This is a genomic window from Arthrobacter sp. CAN_A214, assembly GCF_015751955.1.
In the GTDB taxonomy this organism is placed as follows: domain Bacteria; phylum Actinomycetota; class Actinomycetes; order Actinomycetales; family Micrococcaceae; genus Arthrobacter_D.
In genome coordinates, this window is record NZ_JADOUU010000018.1 from 32,946 (window position 1) to 50,030 (window position 17,085).

Annotated in this window: 14 protein-coding genes; 4 read left to right on the forward strand and 10 right to left on the reverse strand. The window is 61.8% G+C overall.

Annotated elements, in window-relative coordinates; translation table 11 throughout:
• The first annotated feature begins 508 nt into the window (after nt 1–508).
• Complete coding sequence (locus tag IWX65_RS13595; protein WP_196883631.1) at nt 509–1,549, forward strand: NAD(P)-dependent alcohol dehydrogenase; 1,041 nt, start codon at nt 509–511, stop codon at nt 1,547–1,549.
• Nucleotides 1,550–2,252: 703 nt separating this feature from the next.
• On the opposite strand, the gene IWX65_RS13600 is transcribed toward IWX65_RS13595, so the two are convergent.
• Complete coding sequence (locus IWX65_RS13600; protein WP_196883633.1) at nt 2,253–3,674, reverse strand: sugar porter family MFS transporter; 1,422 nt, start codon at nt 3,672–3,674, stop codon at nt 2,253–2,255.
• A 444-nt stretch (nt 3,675–4,118) separates the two neighbouring features.
• Here IWX65_RS13600 and IWX65_RS13605 point away from each other — a divergent pair, with 444 nt between their 5' ends.
• Nucleotides 4,119–4,856 (forward strand): GntR family transcriptional regulator, encoded by a 738-nt coding sequence (locus tag IWX65_RS13605; protein WP_196883635.1) that lies wholly within the window; start codon nt 4,119–4,121, stop codon nt 4,854–4,856.
• Nucleotides 4,857–4,883: 27 nt separating this feature from the next.
• Nucleotides 4,884–5,777: a 5-deoxy-glucuronate isomerase gene (iolB, locus tag IWX65_RS13610; protein ID WP_196883636.1), complete on the forward strand. Its 894-nt coding sequence runs from the start codon at nt 4,884–4,886 to the stop codon at nt 5,775–5,777.
• Between the two features lie 92 nt (nt 5,778–5,869).
• Here iolB and IWX65_RS13615 read toward each other — a convergent pair whose 3' ends face one another.
• From IWX65_RS13615 to IWX65_RS13655, 9 genes are all read right to left on the reverse strand, one after another.
• Complete coding sequence (locus IWX65_RS13615; protein WP_196883637.1) at nt 5,870–7,291, reverse strand: sugar porter family MFS transporter; 1,422 nt, start codon at nt 7,289–7,291, stop codon at nt 5,870–5,872.
• Entirely contained in the window at nt 7,288–8,178 is an 891-nt protein-coding gene (locus IWX65_RS13620) for a sugar phosphate isomerase/epimerase family protein (RefSeq protein WP_196883638.1), read from the reverse strand. Before IWX65_RS13620 ends, IWX65_RS13615 begins: the two co-directional genes overlap by 4 nt.
• A 71-nt stretch (nt 8,179–8,249) precedes the next feature.
• Nucleotides 8,250–9,263, reverse strand: coding sequence for a Gfo/Idh/MocA family protein (locus tag IWX65_RS13625; RefSeq protein WP_196883639.1), 1,014 nt, complete (start codon nt 9,261–9,263; stop codon nt 8,250–8,252).
• 27 nt (nt 9,264–9,290) lie between these two features.
• A complete protein-coding gene (locus tag IWX65_RS13630; RefSeq protein WP_196883640.1) occupies nt 9,291–10,226 on the reverse strand; it encodes a sugar phosphate isomerase/epimerase family protein in 936 nt (311 codons plus the stop codon).
• Between the two features lie 41 nt (nt 10,227–10,267).
• Nucleotides 10,268–11,773 carry a CoA-acylating methylmalonate-semialdehyde dehydrogenase gene (locus IWX65_RS13635; RefSeq protein WP_196883641.1) on the reverse strand — a complete coding sequence of 502 codons (1,506 nt, stop codon included), beginning with the start codon at nt 11,771–11,773 and terminating at the stop codon, nt 10,268–10,270.
• 18 nt (nt 11,774–11,791) lie between these two features.
• On the reverse strand, nt 11,792–13,720 hold the full coding sequence (gene iolD / locus IWX65_RS13640) for a 3D-(3,5/4)-trihydroxycyclohexane-1,2-dione acylhydrolase (decyclizing) (protein ID WP_196883647.1): 1,929 nt from the start codon (nt 13,718–13,720) through the stop codon (nt 11,792–11,794).
• Nucleotides 13,721–13,734: 14 nt separating this feature from the next.
• A complete protein-coding gene (locus tag IWX65_RS13645; RefSeq protein WP_196883643.1) occupies nt 13,735–14,670 on the reverse strand; it encodes a Cgl0159 family (beta/alpha)8-fold protein in 936 nt (311 codons plus the stop codon).
• Nucleotides 14,667–15,650 (reverse strand): 5-dehydro-2-deoxygluconokinase, encoded by a 984-nt coding sequence (gene iolC, locus IWX65_RS13650; RefSeq protein WP_196883648.1) that lies wholly within the window; start codon nt 15,648–15,650, stop codon nt 14,667–14,669. Before iolC ends, IWX65_RS13645 begins: the two co-directional genes overlap by 4 nt.
• 171 nt (nt 15,651–15,821) lie before the next feature.
• Entirely contained in the window at nt 15,822–16,226 is a 405-nt protein-coding gene (locus IWX65_RS13655; protein ID WP_196883644.1) for a tautomerase family protein, read from the reverse strand.
• A 181-nt stretch (nt 16,227–16,407) separates the two neighbouring features.
• Here IWX65_RS13655 and IWX65_RS13660 point away from each other — a divergent pair, with 181 nt between their 5' ends.
• On the forward strand, nt 16,408–16,632 hold the full coding sequence (locus IWX65_RS13660) for a LysE family transporter (protein WP_196883645.1): 225 nt from the start codon (nt 16,408–16,410) through the stop codon (nt 16,630–16,632).
• Nucleotides 16,633–17,085 lie beyond the last annotated feature (453 nt).

Below are 17,085 nucleotides of genomic sequence, written 5' to 3' on the forward strand. Positions count from 1 at the left end.
CGTAAACCATGCGCCAGACATCTTCATCCTGGCCGATGCCACCGATAAGCCCGTACCCCTCCGTTGCCGGCCGATCGCCTTACGCCTGGAAATCATCGACTTCGAAGGACACGTGTTCCCCACGGGTGAACTACAGCCCGACGGGATCAAGCTGCTGAGCAAGACTTAGACCGTTCCAGCCTTCGAGGCACTACCTTCGAAGATGTAGCGGCCCGGCTGCAAACCAGCATCAACGCGGCAAGCGACGCGAACGCCGACACGACGATTTCCATGTTCGACGGCTCCTTCAACCTCGTCGTTCACCGCAGGCACGATGGGTATCCTCTGATCGGCAACTACAATGGGATGGCCCTTTCACTCGTCAAGACAGGACTCGACCTCACCGCAGGTGTCATCGCGTTCAGAGGGCACAGCACCCCCGAAGCAGTAGACAAACGGATACGCGCCCTCCGCGGCCGCGCCCTCCCCTTATGGCAAACCATCCATCCATCGTTGAACCAGGAGAACCATGCTTACCGTTAACGCTTACGCCGCCCCTTCCGCGACGGAGGATCTGGCCCCCACCACCATCGAACGGCGCGATGTCGGCCCGCACGACGTGTTGATCGACATCAAGTTCGCCGGCATCTGCCACTCCGACATCCACACCGTCCGCGGCGACTGGGGGCCACAGTCCTACCCACTGGCCCCCGGCCACGAAATCGCCGGCATCGTCGCCGAAGTCGGCCCCGAGGTCACCACCTACTCTGTCGGCGACCGCGTCGGAGTCGGCTGCATGGTCAACTCCTGCGGTGAATGCGTCAACTGCCGCAAGGGCGAGGAACAGTACTGCGAAAAAGGGAACACCGGCACCTACGGCGCTGTCGATCGTGACGGGACCATCACCCAGGGCGGCTACTCCACCCACGTCGTCGTGACCGAAAACTTTGTCGTACGAATCCCGGACGGCCTCGAACTCGACGCCGCCGCCCCGCTACTGTGCGCCGGCATCACCACCTACTCACCGCTGCGCCACTGGGGCGCCGGTCCCGGCACGAAAGTGGCGATCGTCGGACTCGGTGGTCTCGGCCACATGGCCGTCAAAATCGCCCACGCAATGGGCGCCGAAGTCACTGTCCTGTCCCAGTCGCTGAAAAAGCAGGAAGACGGCCTGCGTCTGGGCGCGGATCACTACCACGCCACGAGCGACCCCGGCACGTTCGAAACCCTCGCAGGCACCTTCGACCTGATCATCAATACCGTCAGCGCCTCGATCGACATCAGCGCGTACCTGCAGCTGCTGACCCTCGACGGCACCCTGGTCAACGTCGGTGCGCCAGCGGAACCGCTCCCCGTGAACGCATTCGCGCTGATCGCCGGACGCCGGTCCTTCGCCGGCTCAATGATCGGCGGCATCCGTCAAACCCAGGAAATGCTCGATTTCTGCGCCGAGCACCACCTCGGTGCCGAGATCGAAGTCATCCCAGCCAGTAAAATCAACGACGCCTACGAACGCGTCATGGCCTCCGACGTCCGTTACCGCTTCGTCATCGACACCGCGACGCTCTAACCGACCAGCAACCAGCGGCTGGTTGCTGGCCCACGTCCTGAGAAACCAGCCGATCATAACCCCAACTCATGTAGCGGTCGAGGATCGGCGTACGGGACGGTGCGGCTCGTAGTTCGGTCGATGCTCGGCCTCTGGGCACCCGGGCGCTGTATCTCGACGCAACCCACAATCATCTCTGCGGACACTAGGCCCGAGGTGGGTTGCCAGCGGGTCCATGAGCAGCTTGTACCTCTACTCCGATGGATCGGCCGACGTCCTCCGCGTAACAAATTTCGGCACATACACTGAGGATGTGCCCGAACCGAAGGTCAAAAACGCCCAGTGCAAGGCGGTGCAGTTCCGCGGAGCCGGGTTGCGTGTATGCATGGATCCGCTACCCGCGAATCCCATCCGCGCTCCGGCGGATGGGATTGCCTCCACGAAGATAGCTGGGAGGATCCGGTTCTTCGAGCCTCTTATCGTGTTCCATCGCGAGCCGACCTCCGAATTAGCTCCCTACTTGGGATTCATGAAATCAGGGGTATCCCGCGGCGTTGCTCTCGGCGAGCTAGAAGGGCGGTGTTGGCCCGATGGATCTTGAGTCACCAAGAGGGCCTCCACTTTCGGTGGGGCCCTCGTGGTGTTTGGGTTGTGGCTCCAAATGATCGGAGGCCTGATCGGACGTGATCCCTTGAGCGGGCATCCTGTATCAGGGAGGTGAGCGTTAGGACACTTGTGCTTTTTCGCCCTCGGTCCGGAAGTGGAATTCGAGTTCCTCCAATGAATGGCCCTTGGTTTCGGGGACGTATCTGTGCACGAATCCGAGAGAAATGATATTCACGAGCACAAACAGTCCGAAAGTGCCGGTGGAGCCGAGGTTCTCGTTGACGATGGGGAACAGGAACGAGATGGCCGCGTTGACCGTCCAAAGGGCGAAAACCGCCAGGCCCATGGCGAAGCCGCGAATGGCCATTGGGAAGATTTCCGACAACAGCAACCAGACACACGTTCCGATGAAGCACTGCACGAAGGAGACGAAAAGCATCATCGCAACGAGGATGGTGTAGCTGACAATGTCCGATGGGGGCAGAAGAAACACGATGGCCAATACGGCTTGTGATGCTGCCACTCCTGAGAATCCGATCAGCAGCATCTTGCGCCGTCCCACGAAGCCGAGAAGCCAGATTCCGACGATTGTCATGACTACCGAGGTGACGCCGACGGCGATGGTTGCTACCAGGGAGGCACTGACACCTAGTCCGCTTTGCTCCAGGATGGTGGGTGCGTAGTAGTTGACGGTGTTGATGCCGGTGGCTTGTTGGACGATTGCCAGTCCGATACCAATCCATAGCAGTCGGCGCATCCATGGGTTGTTCTTCAGATCACGCCATACCTGGCCCCGTTCACCTCGAGCGATTTTGGATGCTTCCACGATCTCCTGGAACTCCCGCTCAGCCTCGAGAGGGGTCCGGCTTCGGTCAAGGATCTTACGCGTATCCGTGAGGCGATCCCGCAGGGCGTACCAGCGCGGCGACTCTGGCAGGAGCAACATACCGATCAACAGGGCGATAGCCGGGATGGAAGCCACCCCCAGCATGATCCGCCATACCTGAGTGTCCTGAACCAAAGCATCGAGCAGCGCGTTGATGGCGAAGGCGAGCATCTGACCGGTGACGATCATGAGCTCGTTGATGGTCACCATCCGTCCCCGCAGGTGCGATGGGGCCATTTCCGCGAGATAGAGCGGGCAAGTCACCGCGGCTGCACCCACACCAAGGCCGAGGATGATCCTCGCGACGATCATGAATCCCACGGAGGGAGCGAAGGCACAGCTCAACGCACCGACGAGGAAGAGGACGGCACAGACCAAAAGCGTGCCCCGGCGTCCGATCCTGTCCGCGAGTCGACCTCCGGTGAGGGCTCCGAGTGCCGCCCCCGGAAAAAGGAGCGAGCTGACGACCGAAGCTTCCTCAACAGCGTTCATATCGAATGAATCGTTCATATACAGCAGGGCACCGGAGATCACTCCTGTGTCATAGCCGAAGAGAAGACCACCAAGGGTGGAAATGGCGGTGAGACGAATGAGATATCCGCGGTGATTGCCCTGTCCAGCCAAGGCGGTGGGTTCGGGGTTGCGCAACGACATTGTTGTCTCTTTTCAGAGGTGGGAGCCGGCAGCCCGGCGGAAGGAGTGTACGAGATCAAAGGATTTGCAACCGGCATGTGACGGTGAGCGGTCTCCGCATGCGCGAAGTGGGACGGCTAGGTTTCGGCGGGCCGGATCAGTGGGTCTTCACTGTGCTGCGGCTCACATTGTGATCACTGTAGGGCTGACGAACCTCACCCGTCAATACTTAGTCCTTATGTCAGTACAAATAGGTAGCGTCGGTAAGAGTTGACTGCCATATTTCAGGCCAGTGGGGGATACGAAATTAACTTATGCTTCGAATCTCCGCTACGACTCGCCCGGAGGGTCTGCCTCTGGGGTATCGTCGAATACACAGTTTGTCCGGTTAAAGAGCCGGCCGTAAGCGTCGGATGGAAGTTGTCCTCGGGTCAGCGGGAGCCGGACGCGTTGAAGGGTGAGGGTATGAGTTCACTGCGTCTCGACATCGACAGGTCATCGCCGGTCCCTCTATATCATCAGGTCGCCCAGGGTATCGAGGCTGCGATCCGTAGCGGGAAACTGGCCCCCGGCAGCAAGCTGGATAATGAGATTGCTCTGGCTGCGCAGCTGAAACTTTCCCGACCCACTATGCGCAAAGCCATGGATGAACTGGTGCGATCCGGGCTGCTGGTGCGTAAGCGCGGCGTCGGAACCCAGGTGGTGGCCAGTCAGATCAAGCGTCACCTCGAACTTTCGAGCCTTTTTGATGACCTGCAAGGCTCCGGCAGCAAACCGAGCAGTGAGATACTCTCCTTCGCTCACATGGCGGCCGATGACACTGTCCGCGAGAGTCTTCACCTGCCCCAGGGAGCTCGGGTCTACCACGTGGTGCGACTGCGCCGAATGGATGGCGAGCCGTTGGCGCTAATGGAGAACTGGGTCCGTGACGACGTGGCTGATTTGGATGAGAGATCGCTGAAAGACCGCGGGCTGTACGAGATTCTTCGGACCGCTGGGGTGAATTTCCGCCTCGCTCAGCAGCGTATCGGTGCGCGAACCTGTGATGACTATGAGGCGGAGCTGCTGGGAATCAAGCCGGGCTCGGCCCTGGTCACGATGGACCGTACTGCCGTTGACGACATCGGCCGCAATGTGGAAATGGGGCACCACGTGTACCGGGCGGATTCCTACAGCTTCGAAATGACCCTGGTCAACCGCTAGACCAACCAGCCAGAAGAAAGGCTCGACATGACCGAATGGGTATACCCGCTGGGTTCAGCAGTAGACGGTCCGTGGGATGTGGCGCTGGGAGCCGCAGGCTCCCGGCAAGCCGTGGAGGGCTGGCAGCATACGGGAATCCGCGTCGCTACCCTGGCCGCCGGCGAAGCAGTGCTACTGCCTGCAGCGGATGAGGAACGCATCGTGGTACCCCTGAACGGCTCTTTCCTCGTCACCGTCGAGGAAAGGGACTATACCTTGGCGGGCCGCGAATCGGTGTTCTCCGGGCCCTCGGACGTCCTGTATTCCGGCATCGGTAGGGATGTCAGCATCACCTCGGAAGCCGGGGGCCGGGTCGCTGTCGCAACGGCGCCGGCGGGCAACGATTACCCGGTCCGGGTCGTGGCCGCAGCCGATATTCCTGTCGAACTGCGGGGCGCGGGAAACTGCTCCCGTCAGGTCCACAACTTCGGGACGCCGGCAGCCCTGGAGGCGGATCGCTTCATCGTCTGCGAGGTCCTGACGCCGTCCGGCAACTGGTCCTCCTACCCCCCGCACAAGCACGACGAGGAAAAGGACGGTGAGACCAACCTCGAAGAGATCTACTACTTCGAAACCCGCAGTGCCCCCGGTGGCTCGGCGCCGACCGAAGCGGATCCGATGGGGTACCAGCGTGTGTATGCCTCCGATGAGCGTCCCATCAATGTCACAGCGGAGGTGCGCACGGGCGATGTGGTGCTGGTGCCCTATGGGTGGCACGGGCCCGCCATGGCGGCTCCCGGATACGACCTGTACTACCTCAACGTGATGGCCGGCCCCGGCCCGGTACGGGAATGGCTGATCAGCGACGATCCTCATCACGGCTGGGTTCGCTCCACATGGGAGGGCCAGGACATCGACCCCCGGTTGCCGTTCAGCCAGTAACCGATCAGCAAAACGAATAAGGGGCTCAACCGAAAGGTTGAGCCCCTTATTCGTCCGCTAAGAATCCTCAGGCCGGTGTCTGGCCTTCTGCGTCAGGCGTTGATCTTTCCCTTGAATTCGTGTTCGAGTTCCTCGAGTGATTTGTTCCGTGTCTCGGGGATGAACTTCCGTGCGAACAGGATGGCACCGATCCCCAGCACCACGAAGACGAAAAACGTGGTGGAGATGCTGAGCGCCGCGACGAGGATGGGAAAGCTGAAGCTCACGGCGAAGTTGACCATCCACAGCACGAAGACCGACACACCCATGCCCATTCCGCGGATCTTCAGCGGGAAAATCTCGGACAGCATCAGCCAGGTGACCGGTGAGATAGCTCCCTGCTGGAACGCAAGGAAGGTCACCGTCAGGGAGAGGATGACGAAGCCGCGTGCGGTGCCCTCGGGAAGGATCAGCGAGAAGATCCCGATCAGGAGCAGGGCCGACGTCGTTCCGATCTGTCCGACGAGGAGCATGGGGCGGCGGCCTACCCGACCGAGCAGCCAGATTCCGACGAAGGTCGCCAGGACCGAGATGATGCCGTTGGCGATGTTGGCGGTGAGCGCGGCCTCGGTACCGAACCCGGCATCGGTCAGGATTTGGGTTCCGTAGTACATGATCGAGTTGACGCCGGTGATCTGCTGAATGACGGCCAGCCCGATGCCGACCACGAACACGCGCTTCAACCACGGTTCGCTCAAGTCCTTGAAGGTCCCCATCTTGGCTTTGTAGTCCTCGACGGCGAGGGCCTTGACCTCCTCGAATTCCCTCCGTGCCACCTCCTTCTCGCGGATCTGCAGCAGCACCTCGTGGGTTTCACCGAAGTTGCCGATTGACGCGAGCCAGCGGGGGCTTTCGGGCACGAAATGCATGCCGATCCACAGCCCGATGGCGGGCAGGGTGGCGATCACCAGCATCCAGCGCCAGACGCCGTCGGATTCGCCGAAGAAGTTTCCGAGGAATGCGTTGGTGGTGAACGCCAGCAACTGCCCGGTGACGATCATCAGTTCGTTGCGGGTCACCATCTGGCCGCGCCTCGCCGCCGGTGAGAGCTCGGCGAGGAATATCGGCACCATGACCGACGCGCCGCCGACGGCCAGGCCCAGCACCAGTCGCGAGGCGACCATGACCACGACGTCGGGCGCCAGCGATGCGCCGAGCGTACCGATGAGGAAGATGACGGCCAGGACGATGATCATCCGGCGTCGGCCGTACTGGTCTGCAAGGCGTCCGCCGAGGACGGCTCCGAACGCCGCACCGAAGACCAGGGAACTCGCCACGAGCCCTTCCGTGAATGGAGTGAGGTTCAGGTCCTCCTCCATGAAAGGCAACGCACCGTTGATGACTCCGGTGTCGAAACCGAACAGGAGACCGCCGAGGGTCGCGATCCAGGTGATCTTCCGCAGGAAGCGATCCTGCTTGTTGACCCCCGGTTTCCCCTGGGCAATACCCGCGGCCGGGGTGGGTGTGGTGCTCATGGCTGGCTCCGCTCCTGTTTGGCCTTTGCAATGTAGCTGTTCATGGTTTGGAGCTGGTACCGGGACACTTCCGCCGCGTTCTCGTTCTCGGCGAAGACGCTGGAAACCATCACGGTGTCCTCACGATCGAAGAAGCCCAGGCCATGCAGTCCGCCGAAGAAGGCGTCCCAGTCGACGTCGCCGTCCCCGATTTTCAGATGTTGGTGCACCCGCACCGCATTTCCCGGCGGATTCGTGATGTAGCGGAGGCCGGAAGAAGCGGTGTGGTCCATGGTGTCCGCGACGTGCACGAGCCTCAACCTGCCTCCAGCGGCCTGCATGATGTCCTGCAGGGAGTGGCCCATGTGGAAGGAATGACACGCAACAAAAACGAAGCCGATGTTGGTCGAATTCAAGCCGCGGATGACGCGCAGCGCCTCAAGTCCGTCTTCGACGAAGTCATCCGGGTGCGGATCGATGCGTACGTCGATCCCCTCGCGTTCGATCATCGGGAGCAGCTCTTCCATCGACCGATAGAACGCGTCCTCCGACTTTTCCGCCAGCTCGGGGCGGCCGGTGAATTCGGTGTTCATCACGTTAACACCCAGACTGACGGTGAGTTCGATGGCACGCTTCCACTTGCGGACGGCCGCCTGACGTTCCTCCTCATCAGGGGATGCCCACCGCAGAACCGGAAGGACCGAGGCGATACCGACCCCTGCCTCGGCGCAGGCCTTATTCAAATCCTTCGCCAGCCCGTCGTCGGCTCTGGGATTGCGAAAGAAGGGCAGGAAGTCGGGGTGGGGAGTGAGCTGAAGGTGTTTGTAGCCGAGCTCTGCCGCCAACTGCGGAAACTCCAGGAGGCGGTGTGTGGCGTGGAAGGGGGTGGGGTCGAGCGCAATCTTCATTCAAGTCTCCAAGGTGATTGAGTACGGGCGCGCGGAAATTTCCCAGCTTGGAAGCCGAATTTCGCGGAGGATCAGCTGTAGATGCCGGGCTTGTGTTCGAGTTTCACGGTCATTTTTGTGCCGGTTTCCTGCGCCTCGACGCCGGCCTCGCAGCACGCGGCAGTAGCATAGCCGTCCCAGGCGGAGGGTCCACCCAGGGTTCCTTGGGCTGCTGCATCTACCCAGGCCTGCACTTCGACGTCGTAGGCTGCCCCGAAACGCTCCTCGAAGCCGGGGGTGATCGAGCCGCCCCACCGGCCCGCGCTACGCAGGTAGGGTCCTGTGTCGCCGCCGATATCGACGATGCCGTCCTCGAAAGCGGCCTGGGTGGAGACCTGATAGCCGAACTTCGCATTGACGTAGATCTCAACGTCGGCCAGGACACCGGATTCCGTCTCGATCAGCACGTGCTGTGGGTCGTGCTGGCCCTCGGGGGCGTTTTTCGTGGCCTTGCCCAGGCGAACCTGGACAGAGGTGATCTCCTCACCCGTGAGGAAACGGATGGCATCGAACTCGTGGACGACGGAGTCGTTGATGAGCATCTTGTTGGTGAAGTTAGCGGGAGTTGCCGGATTGCGGTGGGCGCAGTGCAGCATAAGTAGCTCCCCCAGAGCGCCGGAGCGCACGAGCTCGCCTAGTTGCTGGTACTCGGCGTCGAAGCGGCGCATGAAACCGACCTGAATGCGGGGGTGACCAAGCTCGACTTCAGCCTGAACAATACGCCAAGAGGACTCGGCATCCGGAGTGAGCGGTTTCTCGCACAGAATCGGCAGGTCTTTCTTGAGGGCCTTGAGCAGGATGTCTTCGTGCAGGAAACCAGGGGTCGCGATCAGTACGGCGTTGACGTCGGGGCGCTCCAGGGCCTCTTCGGCACTGGTGAGCGCGACAGCGCCTTCGATTCCTTCCACGGCGGCTTCGGCACGGGCGAGGTCGACGTCGACGACGGCGGCCACGCGGGCCCCGGTGATGCGACGGTTGAGGCGGTCGATATGGTCGGCGCCCATCCGCCCGGCGCCGATTACTGCTATTCCAAGAATCGTGGACATGGTTTCTGCTTTCTTTTGGGCGAGGTGTTAATTGATGCGGGTGCGCGAGCCGCAGGACAGCAGGTAGTCGCGGGTTCTCTTGGCCACGGGCATGGGCACGTCGAAGTCGACCGGGTACATGTCCTGTTCGACGATGCCGAAGATCGGCCGGTCGAGGGCTTCGATCGCTTCGATGACGGCGCGCAGGTCCGGCAGTCCGTGAGGAGGTTCGGTCATGACGCCGGCGAGGTTCGCTGCCGCCCAGGTCATGTTCTCCTCATTGACCTTCGCGAGGATCTCGGGGTTGATCTGCTTCAGATGGAGGTAGCCGATGCGCTCGGGGTGCTCCTGGATGAGCTGCAGGCTGGAGGCACCGCAGTATTCGGCATGACCGGTGTCCAGGCACAGGTTCAAGAGCGCCGGGTCCGTGTGGGCAAGTAACTTCTCGATGTCCTGCTGGGCGCCGACATGGGAATCGGCGTGCGAATGGAACTGCTGACGCAGCCCGAAGTCCTCAAGCAACACCTTCCCCAGGCGATTGTGCCCCTCGAAAAGGTCGTTCCACTGCTTCTCGTGGAGGGTTCCCGGTTCGACGGCTTCCCCGGTGACATCATCGCGCCACATGGCCGGGATGACCACAATGTGTTTGCCTCCCATGGCCGCAGTCAGTTCCGCAACCTCCCGGGCCGGTTTCCAGGCCGTGTCCCATTGATCGAGGCCACGGTGGAAGGCGGTGAACACGGTTCCGGCGGAAATGGTTAGCTTGCGCTGGCGCAGTTCATCGGCCAGCCTCACCGGGTCGGTGGGGAGGTACCCGTATGGGCCGAGTTCGATGCAGGAGTATCCGGCTTCGGCGACCTCGTCCAGGAACCTCTCCCACGGTGTTTGTTTCGGATCATCCGGGAACCAGACACCCCAGGAGTCCGGGGCGGTGCCGATGATGATCTTGTTCTCGATATCGGTGCTGTTCAAGGTCGATGTCATGACGTCGTTGTCTTTCGTGAGGTATCAGGTGGCGGTGGGACTTAGTCGGTGCTGTTGCTGGGGAAGTTGTAGGAAGCGCCGGAGGCGTGCGTGGGTTCCGGCCAGCGTGAGGTGACGACCTTGCCGCGGGTGTAGAAGGACACGCCTTCTGGTCCGTAGATGTGCTTGTCTCCGAACAGGGAGGCTTTCCATCCGCCGAAGGAGTGGTAGGCCACGGGCACGGGCAACGGAACGTTGATGCCGATCATGCCGACCGTGACTTCCCGTTGGAACTTGCGGGCGGCAGCCCCGGAGGAGGTGAAGATGGCGGTGCCGTTGCCGTAGGGATTGGCGTTGATGAGCGTGATGCCGTCCTCGAGGGTGTCGACGCGGACCACCACGAGCACGGGCCCGAAGATTTCCTCGGTGTAGGCGCTCATCTCGGAGCTGACGTGGTCCAGCACCGTCGGGCCGACCCAAAATCCTTCCTCGTGGCCCTCGACGACCAGGGAGCGTCCGTCGACCACCATCGCCGCACCGGCTTGCTCGGCTTCGGTGATGATGCGCACGATGCGTTCCTTGGACGCCGGGGTGATGACCGGGCCCATGTCGGCTTGGGGGTCGGTTCCATTGGCGACGGTGATTGCGGCTGCGCGCTCTTCGACGTTCTTCACGAGCAGGTCCGCGGCATCACCGACGGCCACGGCGACGGAAATGGCCATGCATCGCTCCCCGGCAGAGCCGAAAGCCGCCGCGCTGAGGTGATCGGCGGCGGATGCAAGGTCGGCATCGGGAAGGACGATGGCGTGGTTTTTCGCGCCTCCCAGTGCCTGGACACGTTTGCCGTGCGCGGTGGCGGTTTCGTGCACGTACTGGGCGATCGGCGTGGATCCCACGAAGGAGATTCCGTCGATGTCGGGGTGGGTCAGGAGTCCGTCGACGGTTTCCTTATCGCCGTGCAGAACCTGGAAGACACCGTCCGGCAGCCCGGCCTCACTCCACAGCTTCGCCAGTAGCAGCGATGCCGACGGATCACGCTCGGAGGGCTTCAGGATGAATGCATTTCCGGTGGCGATCGCCATCGGCGCCATCCAGAGGGGCACCATCACGGGGAAGTTGAAGGGGGTGATGCCTGCCACCACGCCGAGGGGCTGGCGGAAGGAGAAAACGTCGATGCCGGTGGATACCTGGTCGGAATAGTCCCCCTTGAGCTGCTGGGGAATGCCGCAGGCGAATTCGACGACTTCGAGTCCCCGGGCGATCTCCCCCTTGGCGTCGGAGAGGACTTTGCCGTGTTCGGCGGTGATGAGGGCGGCGAGGTCATCGACGTGGGCGGCGACCAGCTCGCGGAACCGGAACAGGACACCGGTGCGCTTGGCGAGGGAGATGTCGTTCCAGGAGACGGCGGCGGCCTTAGCGGCGGCGACGGCGGTGTCGAGGTCGGCCCGGTTGGCTAGCCGCAGCTCGCCGGTGACGGCACCGGTTGCAGGGTTGTATACGGGCTGGGTGCGCTCACCCTCCCCTGCTGTTTCGGCGCCGTTGATGTAGTGGTTGATCGTGGTGCTCATATGCAAAACTCCCGGTATTTAGCCCAGCAGTGGACGCTGGCGGATCTTGTGGTCGGTGTAAGTCTGGTAAGCGGCCTGGGTGGAGTCCAGGTCGGAGACGGCGGAGACGGGGACGTCCCACCAGGATTCCGAGGACGGAGCGTCCAGCAGTGGATCGGATTCGATGTGAATGAGAATCGGCCCGTTGTCTTCCGGCGCGGCGCGTGCCTTTCGGATTGCGTCCTCGAGGTCGGTGATCACCGATTCGCCGGGCTGAATCCGAAGGACGCTGACGCCGAGGCTTTCGGCGTTGGTGGCGAGGTCAATGGGTAGCCGCTCACCTTCGTCGAAGCTGTGGTGTTCTCCGTCTAGGAAGCGGTACTGCGTTCCGTAGCGTTGAGAACCCAGCGATTCGGAGAGTGCTCCGATGGAGGCGTATCCGTGGTTCTGGATGAGCACCACGATCAGTTTGATCTTCTCGGCGACCGCGGTGACCAGTTCCGTGTGCATCATCAGATAGGAACCGTCGCCCACCATGACGACGACGTCCCGTTGCGTGCCGCCTGCCGCGTGTTCGGCCAGGGTTGCCCGTTTCACGCCCAGACCGCCGGCAATCTCATAGCCCATGCAGGAAAACGCGTATTCCACGTGGTAACCGAAGGCATCCCTCACACGCCACATCTTGTGGAGGTCTCCCGGCAGGGACCCTGCTGCACAGATGACGACGTCTTTTTCTCCCATGGAGCGGTTTGTCGCACCGATGATTTCGTTCTGCGAGGGCAGCGGGGTGTGGCGGGTGTCGAACGCCGTGTCGACCGTCTCATTCCAGCGCCGCTTTTCCGCCTCGATCCTGCCCGTAAGGTCAGCACCTACCCGGTACCCGCCCAGGGCTTCCGTGAGGCGGACCAGGGTTTTGCGGGCGTCGGCGACGATCGGCAGGGATGAACCGTGTTTATAGGCGTCGATGGCGGCGACATTGATGTTGATGAAGCGCACCGAGGGGTTCTGGAACGCAGTGCGGGATCCGGTGGTGAAATCCTCATAGCGTGTACCGATTCCGATGATCAGGTCCGCTTGGGCCGCTATCGTGTTCGCCGCGGTCGTGCCGGTGGAACCGATGGCCCCTAGGCACAGGGCATGGTCCCACGGCATGGACCCGACACCGGCCTGGGTGTACCCGACGGGGATGCCTGTGGCCTCGGCGAAGGCCGCCAGCTGCTCGGTGGCGAATGAGTACAGCACACCGCCGCCGGCAATGATCAGAGGGCGTTCGGCCGCCGAGATGGCTGCGGCAGCACGACGAATATCATCAGTTTCAGGCTCGGGCCGGCGGATCCGCCATTCGCGGTCCTCCAGGAATTCCGCGGGAACATCAATTGGTTCAGCTTGTACGTCCTGTGGCAGCGAGATCGTCACGGCACCTGTTTCTGCCGGGTCGGTCAGCACGCGCAGGCCGTTCAGTAGCGCCGAGTACAACTGCTCGGGCCGTGAGACGCGGTCGAAGTACTTCGACAGCGGCCGGAAAGCGTCGTTCACCGAGATGTCGTACGCTTCGGGGCGTTCCAGCTGCTGCAGCACCGGGTCCGCAGCACGGGTGGCGAAGATGTCACTGGGCAGCAGCAGGGCGGGTAGCCGGTTTGTGGTCGCCAATGCGGCACCGGTCAACATGTTTGTTGACCCGGGCCCGACGGAAGCGCTGACTGCGAAGGTCGCGCGGCGGCGGGTGTGGCGGGCATAGCCCACTGCCTGGTGCACCTGGGCTTGTTCGTTGCGGCCCTGGTAGTAGGGCATGGTTGAAGGGTCAGCGGTTTGGGATTGCTTCAGCGCCTGTCCCACTCCTGCGACGTTGCCGTGGCCAAAGATGCCGAACATTCCTGGGATCAGTCGTTCGCGGTATTCCTGGCCGCCCACGGAATCAACGGTGTATTGACGGCTCAGGAATTCCACGACCGCCTGGGCGACGCTCATTCTGCGGGTCTGCATCAGATGGTCCTCATTTTCTGGGCTGCGCCGGCGCTGGCCGGTGATTTCAGCAGCGAAGCGGCGGTTTGCACAGCCGCCTCCACGTTCCCATCCTGCGGGTAGAGCAAGGTACGGCCGACTGTGAGTCCCTGCACGCCGGGAAGCCGTAAAGCGGCCTGCCAGGTCGCGAAGATCTCCTCGGGTGCGCCGGTAGGATCCCCGCCGAGCAGGACGGTGGGAAGGGTGGTGGATGCCATGACGCGTTCCATGTCGGCGACAACGGGGAGTTTCATCCAGGTGTAGGCGCTGCTGGCACCGAGTGCCTCAGCGATCACCACGGACTTGATGACCGCGTCGGTGCTGAGGTCGTTGCGGACACGTCCGTTGTCCCAGACCGAAAGGAAAGGCTCGACCATGGCGATAAGCTCGTACCCGGCGAGGCTGTCGATCGCCTGGGCCGTGGATTCGAGGATTCCCGCGGTTGCCGGATCCCCCAGGCAAATCCGTGTAAGCATTTTGCCGCCGGTTGCGCCGATTGCCTTCAACGCGGTAGCCGTGTGCCCAGTGAATCGGTCATCGATCTCATTGACGAAACCGGCCAGACCCCCACGATTCATTGAGCCGAAGAGTAGCTTGCCGTCCAGCGCACCCAGAAGCAACAGATCATCCATGATGTCGGGTGAGGCGAGGATGCCATCCACGGCCGGATTCTCCAGTGCGATCAGGAGCCGGTCGAGCAGATCCCTGCGATCCCCCATGGCCGTGGGATTGTCCCGGACCGCCAGGGCACCACGAGCTGGATGATCGGCGGCAACGATGAAATTTTGCGATCCTGCGACAGGACCCGGATGGTGGCGCCGGGCGGCGGCCGCGTGGGCTACCGATTTCGGGTCCTCGAGCCGCTGGGCAGTCAGGTGCTCGTACCGTGCGGGGTTGGCTGGATCGATACTACTCATAGGGAGACCTCTTCGGGTAGGGCACGGCCGCGCTCTTTCAATAGAGCGAGCACCTCCGTGGCGGTAGGCATGGCGTCCGCGCAGGATAGGCGGGAGGCGACGATGGCACCTGCTGCATTGGCGAAGTCGAGGATCTGCTGCAGCGGCCATCCCGCCAGGAGCCCATGGCAGAACGCGCCCCCGAAGGAGTCGCCGGCGCCCAGCCCGTTCACCGTTTCCACGGGTACTGGAGCGGACACCACTCGTTCGGTGACGGTTTTCGCCATCACCCCTTCAGGGCCGAGCTTGACGACGGCGATTCTGACACCGGCGGCGAGGAGACGGTCGGCCTGTTCATCAGGGGTGCCCTCCCCCACGGCAACGGAACATTCTTTGTCGTTGCCGATTGCGATGGTGACATGCGGCAGGATCCGCTCCACCTGTTCCCTGGCCTCGGCTTCCGAAGCCCAGAACATCGGACGGTAGTCGAGATCGAGAATGGTGTGCTGGCCCTCGTGCAGTTCCTGGGTGGGGCGTGCTTCGTGGGCTGCGATGTGGGCGCCGCGGCTTGGTTCCTGGGAGAGGCCGGTAACGGTCGACCAGAAGATCGTCGCATCGCGGACTGCAGCTAGGGGAATTTCCTCGGCTTCTATTTGAAGGTCCGGTGCGGTGGGCGTGCGGTAGAAGTACAGCGGGAAATCATCCGGGGGTTTAATGGCACAGAAGGTGACTGGAGTCGGCAAGCCTTTGACTCCGGTCACGAAACTGTCGTCCACGCCGAACTTCCGAAGCTGCTGATGAAGGTAGTTTCCGAACGGATCCTCGCCGGTACGGGTGACAACAGCCGTCTTATGGCCGTAGACCGCCGCGGCGACTGCCACATTCGAGGGCGACCCTCCAAGGTACTTCCCGAAGGACGTAACGTCCTCCAAATCAACCCCCACATCATTGGGGTAGATGTCGACGCTGATGCGTCCGATCGTCAGTAATTCGTGAGTCACCATCGACCCTGACCTTCCGTTGTTCCTGCCCGTAAGCGGTGTGCTTCAGGGAGATGGGGGAATGCAAAGACCCTCGCCCGTGTGACGTGCTTCATACTTCGAGACTCCGCTACACCCGACCGCTCTGTCAAGTTTGTATGTACATCAGAACAAATAGTTCTTACCGATGGCTCATTCAGCAGGAACGGTCAGCTCGCCGTTCATGTATTGGCTACGACCGAAGCCGAAAGACCAATCGCCTGGACCATTTTCGACGTAGCCGATGAAAACATCCGAGCCTTCAACACCAACTCCCTCCAGCGCTGCGGCAACGTGAGCAAAAAGGGCACTCTTCGCCTCCTGGGTGCGACCTCCCTGGGTGAAAATCTGGATCATGACGACATCGGTGCTGCGCTCGAAGCCGAGACCCGCATCCTGTGCCAGGATCTCGCCCGGTTCGTGCTGAGTAAGGATGTGGAACAGGTCACGCTCGGGGATACGGTACTCGGCGAGTATCGCCGCATGGATCGCTTCGCTGATCTCGCGCAGCTGTTTGCTGGTTCGGCCTTTGTTGATGTCGATCCGCACAAGGGGCATTGATCCTCCTAGAAAAGTTTGTCCTAACATACTCTTTAGGGGACACTGAATGCAATGCATTCGATAGGCAAGCTACCTACCGGCGTTACCCGGCCTGATCAACACAGGCTGCACCCACGGACAGTCATCCATCCCCTTACGAAGGTCCTTTGCTGTCGTCCGGGGCGTACACAGTGCCCCGATGTCTCGAGCTAACTTGCTCCGTTGTCCCTGTCCCCTCTGGATGGGCGTCGCCCTGGCAGGCATGCACAACCTGCTGGGCCCTGTCTGGTTCACCCTCATCATCTTCGGCACGCATATCGCCCGCCAATGGCTGCGTACCCCCCGAATCACCAGGGCGACCGACACGATCACCGGTGTGGCACTGGTCTGCTTCGGCACCACCCTCGCCCTCGATGCCCACTGAAAGCACCGCGCCACAAGGAAAGCTGCTTGTTCGTTCGTGCCGCTGGAGGTCGGGAAACGAGTGTTGTTGGCGCCGTGCTCTTCTACGACCTGATCCAGGCGGACGCGCTTCAAGGAAATGCCCTCAAGGTGAGAGGGCACAGGGGGATCCGTATTGGACTAACAGGTCGACTTCGCATCGCTTGAACGTCGAGGCCGTTGAGCCTCTGGCGTGGTGGCGTGCCTCCAAAGTGTCGCGGTGAAGCAAACCTATATGCATCACCGGCGACCGGTGCGAAACGAGCAACTGCTACATTCCGACATCATGCAGCCCAAAGCATAATAATGCAGCGTATGCCGCTACATTTCGGCATCCTTATGGTTACGTCCCGCTGAGTGGTGGAGTTTTCTCGACACCGTGCGGGTCAGTTCTTTGATTATGCTGCAGTGAGTTCTGGGAGCAAAACTGTTTCCT